The organism is Enterococcus sp. AZ089, assembly GCF_050547225.1.
Taxonomy (GTDB): Bacteria; Bacillota; Bacilli; order Lactobacillales; family Enterococcaceae; genus Enterococcus_D; species Enterococcus_D entomosocium.
Genome location: NZ_CP172954.1, coordinates 288,127 through 303,031 on the forward strand (window position 1 = coordinate 288,127; position 14,905 = coordinate 303,031).

Annotated in this window: 26 protein-coding genes; 25 read left to right on the top strand and 1 reads right to left on the bottom strand. The window is 42.7% G+C overall.

What is annotated here, in order from left to right:
- From rplP to truA, 25 genes are all read left to right on the top strand, one after another.
- Positions 1-435 carry a 50S ribosomal protein L16 gene (rplP, locus tag IGJ01_RS01355; protein WP_005226918.1) on the top strand — a complete coding sequence of 145 codons (435 nt, stop codon included), beginning with the start codon at positions 1-3 and terminating at the stop codon, positions 433-435.
- Positions 425-613 carry a 50S ribosomal protein L29 gene (gene rpmC / locus IGJ01_RS01360; protein ID WP_005232529.1) on the top strand — a complete coding sequence of 63 codons (189 nt, stop codon included), beginning with the start codon at positions 425-427 and terminating at the stop codon, positions 611-613. Before rplP ends, rpmC begins: the two co-directional genes overlap by 11 nt.
- Positions 614-637: 24 nt before the next feature.
- Positions 638-904, top strand: a complete 267-nt coding sequence (rpsQ, locus tag IGJ01_RS01365; RefSeq protein ID WP_005232528.1) for a 30S ribosomal protein S17 — start codon at positions 638-640, stop codon at positions 902-904.
- A 60-nt stretch (positions 905-964) separates the two neighbouring features.
- The gene (gene rplN, locus IGJ01_RS01370; protein ID WP_003128006.1) at positions 965-1,333 is read left to right on the top strand and encodes a 50S ribosomal protein L14; all 369 of its coding nucleotides are present in this window, start codon (positions 965-967) and stop codon (positions 1,331-1,333) included.
- A 35-nt stretch (positions 1,334-1,368) separates the two neighbouring features.
- Positions 1,369-1,680 (top strand): 50S ribosomal protein L24, encoded by a 312-nt coding sequence (gene rplX / locus IGJ01_RS01375; protein ID WP_005232526.1) that lies wholly within the window; start codon positions 1,369-1,371, stop codon positions 1,678-1,680.
- Positions 1,681-1,707: 27 nt separating this feature from the next.
- A complete protein-coding gene (rplE, locus tag IGJ01_RS01380) occupies positions 1,708-2,247 on the top strand; it encodes a 50S ribosomal protein L5 (protein WP_005227088.1) in 540 nt (179 codons plus the stop codon).
- 18 nt (positions 2,248-2,265) lie between these two features.
- Entirely contained in the window at positions 2,266-2,451 is a 186-nt protein-coding gene (locus tag IGJ01_RS01385; RefSeq protein WP_003128010.1) for a type Z 30S ribosomal protein S14, read from the top strand.
- Between the two features lie 32 nt (positions 2,452-2,483).
- Entirely contained in the window at positions 2,484-2,882 is a 399-nt protein-coding gene (gene rpsH, locus IGJ01_RS01390; protein ID WP_005227093.1) for a 30S ribosomal protein S8, read from the top strand.
- 31 nt (positions 2,883-2,913) lie between these two features.
- Positions 2,914-3,450 carry a 50S ribosomal protein L6 gene (gene rplF / locus IGJ01_RS01395; RefSeq protein WP_005227095.1) on the top strand — a complete coding sequence of 179 codons (537 nt, stop codon included), beginning with the start codon at positions 2,914-2,916 and terminating at the stop codon, positions 3,448-3,450.
- A 57-nt stretch (positions 3,451-3,507) separates the two neighbouring features.
- On the top strand, positions 3,508-3,864 hold the full coding sequence (rplR, locus tag IGJ01_RS01400; RefSeq protein ID WP_005227097.1) for a 50S ribosomal protein L18: 357 nt from the start codon (positions 3,508-3,510) through the stop codon (positions 3,862-3,864).
- 20 nt (positions 3,865-3,884) lie between these two features.
- Positions 3,885-4,385, top strand: coding sequence for a 30S ribosomal protein S5 (rpsE, locus tag IGJ01_RS01405; RefSeq protein ID WP_003128014.1), 501 nt, complete (start codon positions 3,885-3,887; stop codon positions 4,383-4,385).
- Between the two features lie 13 nt (positions 4,386-4,398).
- Entirely contained in the window at positions 4,399-4,578 is a 180-nt protein-coding gene (gene rpmD, locus IGJ01_RS01410; RefSeq protein ID WP_003128015.1) for a 50S ribosomal protein L30, read from the top strand.
- Positions 4,579-4,618: 40 nt separating this feature from the next.
- A complete protein-coding gene (rplO, locus tag IGJ01_RS01415; protein ID WP_003128016.1) occupies positions 4,619-5,059 on the top strand; it encodes a 50S ribosomal protein L15 in 441 nt (146 codons plus the stop codon).
- Entirely contained in the window at positions 5,059-6,354 is a 1,296-nt protein-coding gene (gene secY, locus IGJ01_RS01420) for a preprotein translocase subunit SecY (protein ID WP_005227099.1), read from the top strand. Before rplO ends, secY begins: the two co-directional genes overlap by 1 nt.
- 60 nt (positions 6,355-6,414) lie before the next feature.
- Positions 6,415-7,059, top strand: a complete 645-nt coding sequence (locus IGJ01_RS01425) for an adenylate kinase (protein WP_005227100.1) — start codon at positions 6,415-6,417, stop codon at positions 7,057-7,059.
- Positions 7,060-7,247: 188 nt separating this feature from the next.
- Positions 7,248-7,466 (top strand): translation initiation factor IF-1, encoded by a 219-nt coding sequence (gene infA, locus IGJ01_RS01430; protein ID WP_002288695.1) that lies wholly within the window; start codon positions 7,248-7,250, stop codon positions 7,464-7,466.
- A 32-nt stretch (positions 7,467-7,498) separates the two neighbouring features.
- A complete protein-coding gene (gene rpmJ, locus IGJ01_RS01435; RefSeq protein WP_002288710.1) occupies positions 7,499-7,615 on the top strand; it encodes a 50S ribosomal protein L36 in 117 nt (38 codons plus the stop codon).
- Positions 7,616-7,632: 17 nt separating this feature from the next.
- A complete protein-coding gene (rpsM, locus tag IGJ01_RS01440) occupies positions 7,633-7,998 on the top strand; it encodes a 30S ribosomal protein S13 (protein ID WP_005227102.1) in 366 nt (121 codons plus the stop codon).
- 27 nt (positions 7,999-8,025) lie between these two features.
- Positions 8,026-8,415 carry a 30S ribosomal protein S11 gene (gene rpsK / locus IGJ01_RS01445; RefSeq protein ID WP_005227104.1) on the top strand — a complete coding sequence of 130 codons (390 nt, stop codon included), beginning with the start codon at positions 8,026-8,028 and terminating at the stop codon, positions 8,413-8,415.
- A 79-nt stretch (positions 8,416-8,494) separates the two neighbouring features.
- Complete coding sequence (locus tag IGJ01_RS01450) at positions 8,495-9,433, top strand: DNA-directed RNA polymerase subunit alpha (RefSeq protein ID WP_008376367.1); 939 nt, start codon at positions 8,495-8,497, stop codon at positions 9,431-9,433.
- 70 nt (positions 9,434-9,503) lie between these two features.
- A complete protein-coding gene (gene rplQ, locus IGJ01_RS01455) occupies positions 9,504-9,884 on the top strand; it encodes a 50S ribosomal protein L17 (RefSeq protein ID WP_003128038.1) in 381 nt (126 codons plus the stop codon).
- Between the two features lie 271 nt (positions 9,885-10,155).
- Positions 10,156-10,992 carry an energy-coupling factor ABC transporter ATP-binding protein gene (locus IGJ01_RS01460; RefSeq protein WP_005227109.1) on the top strand — a complete coding sequence of 279 codons (837 nt, stop codon included), beginning with the start codon at positions 10,156-10,158 and terminating at the stop codon, positions 10,990-10,992.
- The gene (locus tag IGJ01_RS01465; RefSeq protein WP_008376364.1) at positions 10,968-11,834 is read left to right on the top strand and encodes an energy-coupling factor ABC transporter ATP-binding protein; all 867 of its coding nucleotides are present in this window, start codon (positions 10,968-10,970) and stop codon (positions 11,832-11,834) included. Before IGJ01_RS01460 ends, IGJ01_RS01465 begins: the two co-directional genes overlap by 25 nt.
- On the top strand, positions 11,824-12,621 hold the full coding sequence (locus IGJ01_RS01470) for an energy-coupling factor transporter transmembrane component T family protein (protein WP_005227113.1): 798 nt from the start codon (positions 11,824-11,826) through the stop codon (positions 12,619-12,621). The genes IGJ01_RS01465 and IGJ01_RS01470 overlap by 11 nt, the downstream gene beginning before the upstream one ends.
- A 155-nt stretch (positions 12,622-12,776) precedes the next feature.
- Positions 12,777-13,523, top strand: a complete 747-nt coding sequence (gene truA / locus IGJ01_RS01475) for a tRNA pseudouridine(38-40) synthase TruA (RefSeq protein ID WP_008376361.1) — start codon at positions 12,777-12,779, stop codon at positions 13,521-13,523.
- A 57-nt stretch (positions 13,524-13,580) separates the two neighbouring features.
- On the opposite strand, the gene IGJ01_RS01480 is transcribed toward truA, so the two are convergent.
- Entirely contained in the window at positions 13,581-14,894 is a 1,314-nt protein-coding gene (locus IGJ01_RS01480) for an MFS transporter (RefSeq protein ID WP_086332906.1), read from the bottom strand.
- Positions 14,895-14,905 lie beyond the last annotated feature (11 nt).

A 14,905-nucleotide genomic window follows, 5' to 3' on the forward strand; every position in this document is an offset into this window, starting at 1 on the left:
ATGTTAGTACCTAAACGTGTAAAACACCGTCGTGAGTTCCGCGGAAAAATGCGTGGCGAAGCGAAAGGCGGAAAAGAAGTAGCATTCGGTGAATACGGCTTACAAGCTGTTGAATCACACTGGATCACAAACCGTCAAATCGAAGCTGCCCGTATCGCAATGACTCGTTATATGAAACGTGGCGGGAAAGTATGGATCAAAATTTTCCCTCACAAATCTTATACTGCCAAAGCTATCGGGGTACGTATGGGTTCTGGTAAAGGGGCTCCTGAAGGATGGGTATCACCAGTTAAACGTGGTAAAATCATGTTTGAAATTGCCGGTGTACCTGAAGAAGTTGCGCGCGAAGCGCTACGTCTTGCTTCTCACAAATTACCAGTGAAAACGAAGATCGTAAAACGTGAGGAAATGGGTGGTGAATCGAATGAAGGTTAAAGAAATCAGAGAATTAACCACTGCCGAAATGCTAGATCAAGAAAAACAATTGAAAGAAGAATTGTTCAATCTTAGATTCCAATTAGCAACAGGTCAATTAGAAAACACTGCACGTATCAAAGAAGTACGTAAATCGATTGCACGCATTAAAACAGTATTGCGTGAACAAGTTAAGTAATAGTGGAAGGAGGCCATTTAGCGTATGACTGAAGAAAGAAATCAACGCAAAGTTTACCAAGGTCGCGTGGTATCAGACAAAATGGATAAAACTATCTCTGTTGTCGTTGAAACAAAGAAAAACCACCCTATCTACGGCAAACGTCTGAACTATTCTAAGAAATACAAAGCACACGATGAAAACAACGAAGCAAAAGTTGGCGATATCGTGAAAATTATGGAAACTCGTCCATTATCAGCTACGAAACGTTTCCGTCTAGTAGAGATTGTTGAAAAGGCAGTGATTATCTAATCACACGAGATTTTCCTATATAGATTGTGAATTGCAAAATCTGAAAGGAGGATACACATCGTGATCCAAGCAGAAAGCCGATTAAGAGTGGCGGACAACTCAGGTGCCCGTGAAATTCTAACGATCAAAGTCCTTGGCGGATCTGGTCGTAAAACTGCCAATATTGGTGACGTGATTGTTGCTACGGTTAAACAAGCAACGCCAGGTGGGGTTGTCAAAAAAGGTGACGTCGTTAAAGCCGTTATCGTTCGTACTAAATCAGGAGCTCGTCGTACAGACGGTTCATACATCAAATTCGATGAAAATGCTGCGGTTATTATCCGTGACGATAAGAGCCCTCGTGGAACTCGTATCTTTGGCCCAGTTGCCCGCGAATTGCGTGAAGGCAACTTTATGAAGATCGTTTCCCTAGCACCAGAAGTATTGTAATAGTGATTCTTATCTAAAGGAGGTGCGAAACAAACATGTTTGTTAAAAAAGGCGATAAAGTTAAAGTTATCACTGGTAAAGACAAAAACAAAGAAGGCGTTGTGCTAGCAGCGTTTCCTAAAAATGACAAAGTCGTTGTTGAAGGTGTCAATGTTGTCAAAAAACACCAAAAACCTTCTCAAACTGCTCCTCAAGGCGGAATCGTTGAAATGGAAGCACCAATTCATGTTTCTAACGTGATGGTGGTTGATCCATCGAACGGTGAAGCTACGCGTGTCGGTTACAAAGAAGTTGACGGCAAAAAAGTCCGCGTTTCTAAGAAAACCGGAGAAGTTCTTGATAAATAATCTGATGAAGGAAGGAGGGGCTAACAGATGAACCGCCTTAAAGAAAAATATTCAAAAGAAGTTGTCCCATCATTAATGGACAAATTTAACTACAGCTCAATCATGGAAGCACCAAAAGTTGATAAAATCGTTATCAACATGGGTGTCGGTGACGCTGTTTCTAATGCTAAAAACTTAGACAAAGCTGTTGAAGAATTACAATTGATCTCAGGTCAAAAACCATTGATCACAAAAGCGAAAAAATCTATCGCAGGATTCCGTTTACGTGAAGGAATGCCAATCGGTGCGAAAGTAACTCTACGCGGCGAAAGAATGTATGAATTCTTAGATAAACTAGTAAGTGTGTCATTGCCACGTGTCCGTGACTTCCACGGTGTGAGCAAAAAAGCGTTCGACGGACGCGGAAACTACACTTTAGGTATCAAAGAACAATTGATTTTCCCTGAAGTAGATTATGATTTGATCGACAAAGTACGTGGTATGGATATCGTGATTGTAACAACAGCAAACACAGATGAAGAATCTCGTGAATTGTTGACACAATTAGGCATGCCATTCCAAAAATAAAAAAAGGAGGCGAACTACGTGGCTAAAAAATCAATGATTGCTAAAAACAAACGCCCTGCTAAATTCTCAACGCAAGAATATACTCGTTGTGAACGTTGCGGACGTCCACATTCAGTTTATCGTAAATTTCATCTTTGCCGTATTTGCTTCCGCGAACTTGCCTATAAAGGACAAATTCCCGGCGTGAAGAAAGCTAGCTGGTAAACTATACTCGCATAAAGGAGGTAAATTATCCCATGGTCATGACAGATCCAATTGCAGATTTTCTAACGCGCGTGCGTAACGCAAACATGGTTAAACACGAAAGCCTAGAAGTACCTGCTTCAAAAATCAAACGTGATATCGCTGAAATCTTGAAACGTGAAGGTTTCGTCCGCGATGTTGAATACATTGAAGATGACAAACAAGGCGTGATCCGCGTATTTCTTAAATACGGTAAAAACGGTGAACGTGTTATCACAAACTTAAAACGTATCTCTAAACCAGGCTTGCGTGCTTATGTCAAAGCTGACGAAGTACCAAAAGTATTGAATGGTCTAGGAATCGCGATTATCTCAACTTCTGACGGTGTAATCACTGACAAAGAAGCTAGAGCAAAAAATGTTGGCGGCGAAGTAGTCGCTTATGTATGGTAATTTAAAATATTCCACAAGGAGGTGCCTCTAAGTGAGTCGTATCGGTAATAAGATCGTCGTTCTTCCTGCTGGTGTTGAAATCAAGCAAAACGGAAACGACATTACAGTTAAAGGACCTAAAGGTGAATTAACACGTACTTTCTCTTCTGATATCACAATGAATATCGAAGGAAACGAAGTAACATTCACTCGTCCAAATGATAGTAAAGAAATGAAAACTATCCACGGAACTACCCGTGCAAACTTCAACAACATGGTTGTTGGTGTTTCTGAAGGTTTCCAAAAAGCGTTAGAATTAATCGGGGTTGGGTACCGTGCTCAATTACAAGGGAAAAAACTTGTATTGAACGTTGGTTACTCTCATCCAGTTGAAATCGAAGCGCCAGCTGGAATCGAAATCGAAGTTCCTTCAAACACTTCTGTGATCGTTAAAGGATCAGATAAAGAAGTCGTTGGCGAATTGGCTGCCAATATCCGTGGCGTTCGTCCTCCAGAACCTTACAAAGGCAAAGGAATTCGTTATGTTGGCGAATTTGTACGCCGTAAAGAAGGTAAAACTGGTAAATAGTCGTAATTCTTTACGACTAGCAGCTTAGGCTAGCAAAATTAAAAGAGGTGACAAATTGTGATTACAAAACCAGATAAAAACAAGACACGTCAGAAAAGACATCGTCGTGTACGTAACAAAATCTCTGGTACTGCTGAGTGCCCACGCTTAAACGTGTTCCGTTCGAACAAAAACATCTACGCACAAGTAATTGATGACGTAGCGGGTGTGACGCTAGCAAGTGCCTCTGCCTTAGACAAAGAAGTTTCAGGTGCAACAAAAACTGAACAAGCACAAGCTGTCGGTAAATTAGTCGCAGAACGTGCAGCAGCAAAAGGTATTAAAGTAGTAGTCTTTGACCGTGGTGGATACCTTTACCATGGCCGTGTAGCAGCTTTAGCTGAAGCAGCTCGCGAAAATGGACTGGAATTTTAAGAGAAGGAGGAACACCATTCATGGTTTATATTGATCCAAAACATTTGGAATTAGAAGACCGCGTTGTTGCGATCAACCGTGTAACTAAAGTTGTTAAAGGTGGACGTCGTCTACGTTTTGCTGCATTAGTTGTTGTCGGTGACAAAAACGGACACGTAGGTTTCGGTACTGGTAAAGCGCAAGAAGTACCAGAAGCAATCCGTAAAGCAATCGAAGACGCGAAGAAAAACTTGGTGGAAGTACCAATGGTTGGTTCTACAATCCCTCACGAAGTTATCGGTGTATTCGGCGGCGGACGCATCCTTATGAAACCTGCTGTAGAAGGTTCTGGGGTAGCTGCTGGTGGACCAGTTCGTGCCGTATTGGAATTAGCTGGGGTAGCTGATATCACATCTAAATCTTTAGGTTCTAACACACCAATCAACGTTGTTCGCGCAACAGTTGAAGGTTTAAAACAATTAAAACGCGCTGAAGAAGTGGCAGCACTTCGCGGCAAATCAGTAGAAGAATTAATCGGTTAAGGAGGACACTATAATGGCTGAATTGAAAATTACTTTAAAACGCAGTATTATCGGACGTCCCCAAAACCAACGTGATACTGTAAAAGCGTTAGGTCTTACAAAGTTGAATTCAACAGTTGTAAAACCTGCTAATGATGCAATCAAAGGCATGGTTAACACTGTTTCTCACTTAGTGGACGTTGAAGAGGTCTAAGGATCAGCAGATCTAGTTTGATTAAGGAGGTGCCAAACCTATGAAACTTCATGAATTAAAACCATCAGAAGGCTCACGCCAAGTACGTAACCGTGTCGGACGAGGAACTTCATCTGGTAACGGTAAAACAGCTGGACGTGGACAAAAAGGTCAAAAAGCTCGTTCAGGCGGCGGAGTACGTCTAGGATTCGAAGGTGGACAAACACCATTGTTCCGTCGTTTACCAAAACGTGGCTTTACAAATGTGAACCGCAAAGAATATGCAGTCATCAATCTTGATGTCTTGAACCGCTTTGAAGACGGTGCTGAAGTAACACCTGTTGCTTTACACGAAGCTGGAATCGTCAAAGACGAAAAAGCTGGAATCAAAGTATTAGCTAACGGAGAATTAACGAAGAAATTGACTGTGAAAGCAGCTAAATTCTCAAAAGCAGCTGAAGAAGCAATCGTTGCTGCTGGTGGATCAATCGAGGTGATCTAATGATCAGACTATTGAAGGATGCCTTTAAGGTTAAGGATATTAGATCCAGAATATTGTTCACCGTCTTAATCTTGTTTGTCTTTCGTCTGGGAACACATATTACTGTGCCAGGCGTAGACGCAAGTCGCCTAAATACCATCGCGGATCTACCATTTTTAAACATGTTAAACTTGGTAAGTGGTGGCGCCATGCAACAATTTTCGATTTTCTCGATGGGGGTTTCGCCTTACATCACTGCCTCAATTGTCATTCAGTTGTTGCAGATGGATATCGTCCCTAAATTTGTTGAATGGTCGAAACAAGGTGAAGTGGGTCGTAAGAAATTAAATCAGGCAACACGTTACTTGACGTTGGTATTAGGCTTTGTCCAATCCATGACATTAACGGCTGGATTTAACTATTACACTCAACTCGGGTTTGTAAACAATCCTAATATGGCAACCTATATCGTGATCGGACTGATTTTAACAGCCGGAACGATGTTAGTCACTTGGTTAGGAGAACAGATCACCGAGCGTGGTATCGGAAACGGTGTGTCAATGATCATCTTTGCGGGGATCATTTCACGCTTACCAGCAAGCATCAAAGAATTGATTGAAGATTACTTCATTAACGTGGATCAATCGGATATCTGGCTAAATGCTATCTTTATGGCGCTGCTTGTGATCGCTGTGTTGATCGTCATTACTTTAGTAACGTATGTTCAACAGGCAGAACGCAAGATTCCGATCCAATATACAAAACGGGTAGCAGGAGCGCCTACCAGCAGTTACCTTCCTTTGAAAGTAAATGCTGCCGGGGTTATCCCAGTTATCTTTGCCAGTTCTTTTATTACAACACCAAATGCGATCATTCAAGCATTAGGTAGTTCATATAGAGGAGAAACTTGGTACGAAGTGGTGCAAACGATCTTTAGTTACAACACTGTACCGGGTGCGATCATCTACACTGTCTTGATTGTTGCGTTTACCTTCTTCTACGCATTTGTTCAAGTGAACCCTGAGAAATTAGCGGAAAACTTGCAAAAACAAGGAAGTTACATTCCGAGTGTGCGTCCTGGTAAAGGAACAGAAGAATATGTATCGCGTTTGTTGATGCGATTAAGCACGGTTGGATCGATCTTTTTAGGATTGGTTGCTTTACTTCCAATCATCGCTCAGATGGCTTGGAATTTACCGCAATCGATCGGACTAGGTGGAACGAGTCTATTGATCATTATCGGTGTGGCACTTGATACTGCCAAGCAGTTAGAAGGGCTTATGCTGAAACGGAAATATACTGGTTTCATCAATTAAAGTTATTGAAGTGTTGAGGATTTCCTCAACACTATTCAAAAACTTACAGGAGGAATTAGAATGAACTTCATTTTAATGGGATTACCTGGTGCTGGAAAAGGTACTCAGGCAGAACGTATCGTTGCTGAATACGGTCTTCCTCATATTTCAACAGGCGATATGTTTCGGGCTGCGATGGCGAACGAAACAGAACTAGGCCTTAAAGCAAAATCATACATGGATCAAGGCGCATTAGTTCCTGATGAGGTTACAAATGGGATCGTTAAAGAACGTTTAGCTGAACCTGATACCGAGAAAGGTTTCTTATTAGATGGTTTTCCTCGTACTTTGGATCAAGCAAAAGCGTTAGATGAGATGCTAGCTGACCTTAACAAAAAACTTGATGCCGTTATTGATATTCATGTTCCTGAAGAAGTTCTTGTAGAACGTTTAGCCGGCCGCTTCATGTGCCGCAATTGTGGGGCAACTTATCATAAATTGTTCAATCCTCCCAAAGAGGAAGGAACATGTGATCGTTGTGGAAGTCATGACTTCTACCAGCGTGAAGATGATAAGCCTGAGACGGTCAAAAATCGTCTAGCTGTCAATATCAAAAGCAGTGAACCAATTTTGACTTATTACAAAGACAAAGGGTTATTGCAATCGATTGATGGGGATCGCGACATCGACGCTGTATTCGAAGATGTTCAAAAGATCATTGACTAATCATAGATTGCCCGAGTCCAACTTGCAGCTTAAAACTTTCTCTTGAAATCTTTGACAGGATATGATAGAATATGTCAGTCCGACTTCTACTTTTTATTAAGTAGGAGCATAGTTTGAGAATATCAGGTGGGAACCGAGTTTCCGCCATTTTATCGTGTGAAAATCACAAGTACAAGGAGGTACTGTGCGTGGCAAAAGAAGATATGATTGAAGTCGAAGGTACAGTCGTCGAAACTTTGCCGAATGCAATGTTTAAAGTAGAATTGGAAAACGGACACCAAGTTCTAGCGACCGTTTCTGGTAAGATCCGGATGCACTACATTCGTATTTTACCTGGAGACAAAGTAACGGTGGAATTATCCCCGTATGATCTGAACCGTGGCCGCATTACTTATCGCTTTAAATAATTGTACTCCGTAAAACCACAGGAGGTATTATCATGAAAGTAAGACCATCAGTAAAACCAATGTGCGAACATTGTAAAGTAATTCGTCGTAAAGGACGCGTTATGGTGATTTGCCCAGCAAATCCAAAACATAAACAACGTCAAGGATAATCGGAGGTGTAACAAATATGGCTCGTATTGCAGGAGTAGATATTCCTCGTGATAAACGTGTGGTCGTTTCACTTACTTATATCTATGGTATTGGTAACACGACTGCAAAACAAATTTTAGCTGACGCTGGCGTGTCTGAAGAAGTTCGTGTTCGTGATTTAACGAATGAACAAACAGATGCTATCCGTGCAGAAGTTGATAAATTAAAAGTTGAAGGTGACCTTCGTCGTGAAGTGAACTTAAACATCAAACGATTGATGGAAATCGGTTCTTACCGTGGGATCCGTCATCGCCGTGGATTGCCAGTTCGTGGACAAAACACGAAAAACAATGCACGTACTCGTAAAGGCCCGTCTAAAACAGTCGCAGGCAAGAAAAAATAATTCCTAAGTGAAGGAGGTTAAAACTTCATGGCAGCAAAAAAAGTGAGTCGTAAACGCCGTGTGAAAAAGAATATTGAAGCGGGTATTGCACATATTCACTCAACATTCAATAATACAATCGTAATGATCACTGATACTCATGGTAATGCATTAGCATGGTCATCAGCTGGTTCATTAGGTTTCAAAGGAAGCAAAAAATCTACTCCTTTTGCCGCTCAAATGGCAGCAGAAACAGCTACCAAAGCAGCAATGGAACACGGATTAAGAACTGTTGAAGTAACAGTTAAAGGACCTGGTTCTGGACGTGAAGCAGCAATTCGTTCATTACAAGCAGCAGGTTTGGAAGTGAGTGCGATCCGTGACGTGACTCCAGTCCCTCATAATGGATGCCGCCCTCCAAAACGCCGTCGTGTTTAATGAGTGCTGCTCATTTTGAGTGTAACAAATACGTCATTGAACAAGACACTTTTCGTTTTGAAAGGGGTAATAGATAAGAATGATTGAATTCGAAAAACCAAGAATCGCAAAGATTGATGAAGACAAAGATTATGGCAAGTTCATCGTGGAACCTCTTGAAAGAGGCTACGGAACTACACTAGGAAATTCCCTACGTCGTATTTTATTATCTTCTTTACCTGGTGCGGCAATCACCAATATTCAAATCGATGGAGTTTTACACGAATTCTCAACTGTTAAGGGTGTTCGGGAAGACGTTGCTCAAATCATCTTGAATATTAAAGGTCTTGCATTGAAAATGTACGGGGATGAAGAAAAGACCCTTGAAATTGATATTTCAGGACCTGCTACAGTAACTGCTGGCGATATCATCGTTGATAGTGATGTAGAAATCCTTAACAAAGATATGTATATCTGTACCGTTTCTGAAGGTGCTACGTTCCATGCTCGCTTAACAGTGAAACCTGGCCGCGGCTACGTTCAAGCGGACGAAAACAAAAAAGAAGACATGCCAATCGGCGTTCTTCCAGTCGATTCAATCTATACACCAGTACGTCGTGTCAACTATCAAGTAGAAAACACACGTGTCGGTCGTCGAGATGATTTCGACAAATTAACGATGGAAATATGGACTGATGGCTCAATCGAACCATTGGAAGCAATGAGTTTGTCTGCGAAAATCATGACTGAACATTTAGACATCTTTGTTAACCTAACTGATGAAGCGAAAAACGCTGAAATCATGGTTGAAAAAGAAGAAACACAAAAAGAAAAAATGTTGGAAATGACGATCGAAGAATTAGACTTATCTGTTCGTTCATACAACTGTCTAAAACGTGCAGGAATCAATACTGTACAAGAATTGACAAACAAATCTGAACCAGAAATGATCAAAGTAAGAAACTTAGGCCGTAAATCTCTTGAAGAGGTCAAAGTGAAATTACATGATTTAGGTTTAGGACTACGTAAAGACGATTAAACCGTTTTCGATTACGTTAGTTCGGTTCGTCTGACCGATACAACATTCGAAAGTGAAGGAGGGAAACCACGTGAGTTATCGTAAACTAGGACGCACATCTAGCCAACGTAAAGCGATGTTGCGTGATTTGACAACTGATTTATTCATTAACGAACGTATCGTTACGACTGAAGCTCGTGCGAAAGAAGTTCGTTCAACTGCAGAAAAAATGATCACTTTAGGTAAACGTGGTGATTTGCATGCACGTCGTCAAGCAGCAGCATTCGTTCGTAATGAAGTTGCAAGTGTACGTGAAGAAAACGAAGAAGTAGTTATTGAATCAGCATTACAAAAATTATTCAATGATATCGCTCCTCGTTACACAGATCGCCAAGGTGGATATACTCGTATCTTGAAAACAGAACCAAGACGCGGAGATGCTGCACCAATGGTTATCCTAGAACTTGTTTAAAATCACACTTATCATCACTTTATAGATGTTTACTAAGAGTGTTATGATGTTGGAAGAAACTTTCCGAGTCTAGCTCAGCGCCTACACCTCGATGTATTTCGAGGTGTACGCACTCATCATAAAGTGCTTTTTTTTTACTTTCGATTACCTGTCAAGACAGGTGATGGCAAGTGAAAAAAAGATCTGGAGACAAATCGTGCGCGAATCATTGAAAAACGTGCGCTTTTTTGGTAGTGTTAGAAAGAATTAATCGCAAATGAAGGAGTCTATCATGAAGCCAATCATTGAATTGAATGCTATTACTGTGCGTTATAGCGAAGAAGAGCGTGCCGCGTTAAATAACGTATCCTTTTCCATCAACAAAGGGGAATGGGTGGCGTTGATCGGCCATAACGGCTCTGGAAAATCAACTTTAGCAAAAACCATCAATGGCTTGATCTTGCCGCAAGAAGGCAGTGTTTCTGTCGGCGAATTGCCTTTGAATGAAGAAAATATCTGGAATATTCGAAAAATGGTCGGTATGGTCTTTCAAAACCCTGACAATCAATTCGTTGGTTCGACGGTGGAAGATGATGTGGCTTTCGGTTTAGAAAATCAAGGAATCCCGCGAGAAGAAATGCTGGTTCGTGTCAAAGACGCTCTGGAACAAGTACGGATGAGCGAGTTTGCGACGCGGGAACCCGCGCGCCTTTCTGGTGGTCAAAAACAACGGGTAGCCATTGCCGGTGTCGTTGCACTGCGCCCGGATATCATCATTCTTGATGAAGCCACTAGTATGCTAGATCCAGAAGGCCGTGAAGAAGTGATCGCAACGATCAAAAAAATCAAAGAGAAAAACAATTTGACCGTGCTATCGATCACCCATGATATTGATGAAGCAGCTAACGCCAATCGGGTGCTGGTGATGCGTCAAGGAGAGCTCGTCCGCGAAGGGACACCAGCAGAGATTTTTTCTGCAGGTCCGGAACTGATTGAGCTAGGCTTAGATCTGCCGTTTCCTGAAAAATTAAAGGCGGCACTAAAACAGCGGGGCGTCACGGTACCACAAGCGTACTTAACTGAAGAAGGGATGGTGGATTGGCTATGGACATCCGTTTTGAACAAGTAGGATTCACCTACCAACCGCATTCTCCGTTTGAACAACGGGTTTTGTTCGATATCGATTTAGAGATCAAAGAAGGCTCTTATACCGCCTTAGTCGGTCATACGGGTAGCGGAAAATCTACGTTGCTGCAGCACTTGAATGCATTATTAAAACCAACGACTGGAACGGTCACGATCGGTGAGCGAGTCATCAAACCCGAGTCAGACAACAAAAATCTAAAACCGTTACGTAAAAAAGTCGGGATCGTTTTTCAATTTCCTGAATCCCAATTATTTGAAGAAACCGTTGCGAGAGATATCGCTTTTGGACCGAAAAACTTTGGCATCTCCGAAGAAGAAGCCAAAGGTTTAGCCCAAGAATACATTCAATTGGTAGGTTTAGATGAAAGTTTTCTGGAACGTTCACCATTTGACCTTTCAGGGGGCCAAATGCGCCGTGTAGCGATTGCTGGAGTCTTAGCTATGGAACCAGAAGTTTTGGTCTTAGATGAGCCGACAGCTGGCTTAGATCCACAAGGACGCAAAGAGATGATGGAAATGTTTGATCGCCTGCATCGGGAAAAGAACATGACGATCATTTTAGTGACCCACTTGATGGATGATGTGGCGAACTATGCTGATTATGTCTATGTGTTAGAAAAGGGACGTCTCGTCAAAGCCGGCACGCCGTCCGTTGTGTTTCAAGACACTGCTTGGCTGCAAGAAAAGCAGTTGGGGGTACCGACAGCAACCGCATTTGCGGAGCAACTACAAGCCAGAGGATTGGCATTTGAGCAGTTGCCGCTAACGGCTGATGAACTGGCAGATGTTTTAGTAGCAAAGGGGGCGACTGCCCATGATGAATAAACTGATTTTCGGTCGTTTTATTCCCGGGGACTCCTTGATCCACCGTTTAGATCCACGGGTCAAATTGATTGCTAGTTTTTATTTTATCGCGATTATCTTTTTGGCGAATAATTGGCAAAGCTATTTATTAGCGGGGGCTTTTACGCTTTTTTGTATCTCTTTTTCAAAAATTGATTTTGGCTTCTTTATTCGCGGCGTACGTCCTTTGATTTGGCTGATTTTGTTTACCGTGGCGTTACAGATTTTATTTACTACCGGCGGTGACGTCTATTGGTCTTGGTGGATCTTTAACATCACAGAATTTGGTGTCCAAAATGGGATCTTTATTTTTTGTCGTTTTGTTTTGATCATTTTCATGTCGACTCTGTTGACGTTAACGACGCCCCCATTAGAGCTTTCAGATGCGATCGAATACATTTTGCGTCCTTTAAAAGCGATCCGTTTCCCTGTCCATGAAATCTCACTGATGCTGTCGATTGCGTTGCGCTTTGTACCAACCTTGATGGATGAAACAGAAAAAATTATGAATGCTCAGCGTGCCCGCGGGGTCGATTTCGGCGAAGGGGGACTGTTGCAGAAGATGAAGGCGATCGTTCCTTTATTGATTCCTTTATTTGTCAGCAGCTTTAACCGTGCGGAAGATCTAGCTACCGCTATGGAAGCCAGAGGCTATCAAGGCGGCGAAGGGCGTACCAAGTATCGTATTTTGCACTGGCATCAACGGGACACATTGGTTGTCATCGTTTTTGCGCTCTTTACAGTAGCATTAGTGTTCTTAAGAGGATAAACGAAGACCTATGATTGAAGTCAACCCACGAAAGGTTCTTAACGAAGCAACGAGACTGCTGGCAATCCCAGCGGCTGGTTCGAAAAGGCCTGTCGATCGATCAGACTTTTCTCATAGGCCTTTTTTTGAAAAAATAGAAAGAAACAGGTGATTCAATGGTCCGCTATAAAGCGACGATCGCTTATGATGGTACGAATTTTCAAGGATTTCAGCGTCAACCCAATGGACGAACGGTTCAAGAAGAGATTGAAAAGACATTAACGAAGATGAACAATGGGCAACCGATCCAGATTCATGGCTCTGGCCGCACCGATGCGGGGGTCCATGCGCAAGGGCAAGTGATCCACTTCGATTTCCCTCAAAAGCGTCCACTGGAAAAAATGCGCTTTGGATTAGATACCCAAACGCCAGAAGATGTTGCGGTAAAATCGGTGGAGATCGTTGACGATACCTTCCATGCCCGCTACTTAGTCATTGAAAAAACCTACCAGTTTCGGGTAGACATTGGGAAACCCCGCAGTCCTTTCCGCCGCCATTATGCCAGCTATTATCCGTATCCGCTAGATTTGGAAAAAATCCAACGAGCGTTGCCAGATTTTTTAGGCACCCATGACTTTACCAGTTTTTGTGCGACGGGCAGTTCAGTCGATGACAAGACGCGGACGATCCATGAGGCGTCCATGGCGGTCAATGACGCTGGAGATGAGTTGATTTTTACCTTTCGCGGCGATGGATTTTTGTACAAGATGATCCGGATCATGGTGGGCACATTGCTGAAAATCGGCAATGGACGGATCGCACCTGACAGCATTCCTGCAATCATTGCGCAAAAAGACCGAAATGCGGCAGGTCCCACGGCTCATCCAGAAGGATTGTATTTGGTTCATGTTGCTTATGAATAAGGAAAAACACAAGCTTCGCTGCTCTTACACAACAAGAGATAGCGAAAGCTTGTGTTTTTATTTTTTCTCAGGCAAAACAGAGGTGGTTTCTTGCCAATCTTCAGTCCTTTCCGTCGCGTTTTTAGGCGCAGCAATGGTGGGTGTTTTTTCCAAGGTACCGGCAGCGACTAAGGCGGCGATGGCTACCAAAAATGCGAAAAGCAAGTAAAGCAGCCAGCTCCAAGCAACGTGATAGCGATTGCCGATGCCTAAAAAGACCATTTGTCCGACAGGTCCCCCTAGCATCACAATGGTGGAAAAGATCCCGCTGCTGATGGCGAGATGTTCTTCATCAATCTCACGAATCAGATATGCCGAAAAACGAGGATTGATTTTTCCAATCAGATAGCCTTCAGCAAAGAGCAGCGCAATCATGAGCCAACGGTTATGCAGGAAGAGAAAATTCAAGGTCAACAGACATAAAACGAAAGAGGTATACGCAATCAAGCGAACCAGACCGGTATTCTTGAACCAGTCGGCAGCAAACAAGGCGCCAGCGACCATACCGATCGAAGTAGCGATGCCTGCCATCGCAACGGTGTTGCCATAAGTGGCAAACCAAAGCGCAAGGTCATCCAACAGCTGGAGATTTAGTAGACCGCTCGTACTAGCAGCTAAGGTATTGATCAGTAAGGCAAAGAGGATCATCTTTTTAAGAAAAGCCGTACCAGTCAATAATTTAAAAGTATCCGAGAAATTCTGAAAGAGTGGTGTTGCTGCTTGATTGATTTTCCCTGGCACCGCATAGAAGAGCGAGCGGTTCAGGAAGATCACGATCGCGGCTAAGAAAAACGTCACGGCATTGATCAAACCAAAAGCCGCAAAGTTATTATTCAGTAAAATGATCCCCCAAGCACCGATGCCTTGAAAGACGATTTGAACGGTGGTTTGACACGCCATTTGAAAGCCCATGGCACTGTCTAAGGTATCAGCAGGCACAAGACGGCGAACATAGGGCAGCTGTAACCCAGAACAATAAGCGCCCAAACAATCAGATACAATGTTGATGCCTAGCAAAAGGAAGAAAGACCATAAACTAGGCGGCAGTTGGATCAAAAAAGCGAGTGCCACAAAAAGGACTCCTTGTAATAGTCGACTGCTGATCATCCATTGCACTTTGTTTTTGGTACGATCGGCTAGATAGCCGGTCAGGATCCGTAAGAGATCAGGGATCAGCAGTGCCATGGAGGCTAAGGAAACAGCAAGGGCATTAAAGGGTAAAGTACTGGCATAAACTACAAAGACGATATTATATAAACTCATGCCGATACCGCTGAGTAAGGCGGCGTTGACTAAGGCACGATAGCCGTTGTTCTGTTGATATTCTTTCATCGAAATCATCC

Coding starts and splice junctions, on each gene's coding strand:
- rpsQ (WP_005232528.1), top strand. CDS start 638: ATGACTGAAGAAAGAAATCAACGCAAAGTTTACCAAGGTCGCGTGGTA.
- rplX (WP_005232526.1), top strand. CDS start 1,369: ATGTTTGTTAAAAAAGGCGATAAAGTTAAAGTTATCACTGGTAAAGAC.
- rplP (WP_005226918.1), top strand. CDS start 1: ATGTTAGTACCTAAACGTGTAAAACACCGTCGTGAGTTCCGCGGAAAA.
- rpmD (WP_003128015.1), top strand. CDS start 4,399: ATGGCTGAATTGAAAATTACTTTAAAACGCAGTATTATCGGACGTCCC.
- rpsH (WP_005227093.1), top strand. CDS start 2,484: ATGGTCATGACAGATCCAATTGCAGATTTTCTAACGCGCGTGCGTAAC.
- rpmC (WP_005232529.1), top strand. CDS start 425: ATGAAGGTTAAAGAAATCAGAGAATTAACCACTGCCGAAATGCTAGAT.
- secY (WP_005227099.1), top strand. CDS start 5,059: ATGATCAGACTATTGAAGGATGCCTTTAAGGTTAAGGATATTAGATCC.
- IGJ01_RS01425 (WP_005227100.1), top strand. CDS start 6,415: ATGAACTTCATTTTAATGGGATTACCTGGTGCTGGAAAAGGTACTCAG.
- IGJ01_RS01460 (WP_005227109.1), top strand. CDS start 10,156: ATGAAGCCAATCATTGAATTGAATGCTATTACTGTGCGTTATAGCGAA.
- IGJ01_RS01450 (WP_008376367.1), top strand. CDS start 8,495: ATGATTGAATTCGAAAAACCAAGAATCGCAAAGATTGATGAAGACAAA.
- IGJ01_RS01480 (WP_086332906.1), bottom strand. CDS start 14,894: ATGAAAGAATATCAACAGAACAACGGCTATCGTGCCTTAGTCAACGCC.
- IGJ01_RS01470 (WP_005227113.1), top strand. CDS start 11,824: ATGATGAATAAACTGATTTTCGGTCGTTTTATTCCCGGGGACTCCTTG.
- rpsE (WP_003128014.1), top strand. CDS start 3,885: ATGGTTTATATTGATCCAAAACATTTGGAATTAGAAGACCGCGTTGTT.
- rpmJ (WP_002288710.1), top strand. CDS start 7,499: ATGAAAGTAAGACCATCAGTAAAACCAATGTGCGAACATTGTAAAGTA.
- rpsM (WP_005227102.1), top strand. CDS start 7,633: ATGGCTCGTATTGCAGGAGTAGATATTCCTCGTGATAAACGTGTGGTC.
- rplO (WP_003128016.1), top strand. CDS start 4,619: ATGAAACTTCATGAATTAAAACCATCAGAAGGCTCACGCCAAGTACGT.
- IGJ01_RS01465 (WP_008376364.1), top strand. CDS start 10,968: ATGGACATCCGTTTTGAACAAGTAGGATTCACCTACCAACCGCATTCT.
- rpsK (WP_005227104.1), top strand. CDS start 8,026: ATGGCAGCAAAAAAAGTGAGTCGTAAACGCCGTGTGAAAAAGAATATT.
- rplE (WP_005227088.1), top strand. CDS start 1,708: ATGAACCGCCTTAAAGAAAAATATTCAAAAGAAGTTGTCCCATCATTA.
- truA (WP_008376361.1), top strand. CDS start 12,777: ATGGTCCGCTATAAAGCGACGATCGCTTATGATGGTACGAATTTTCAA.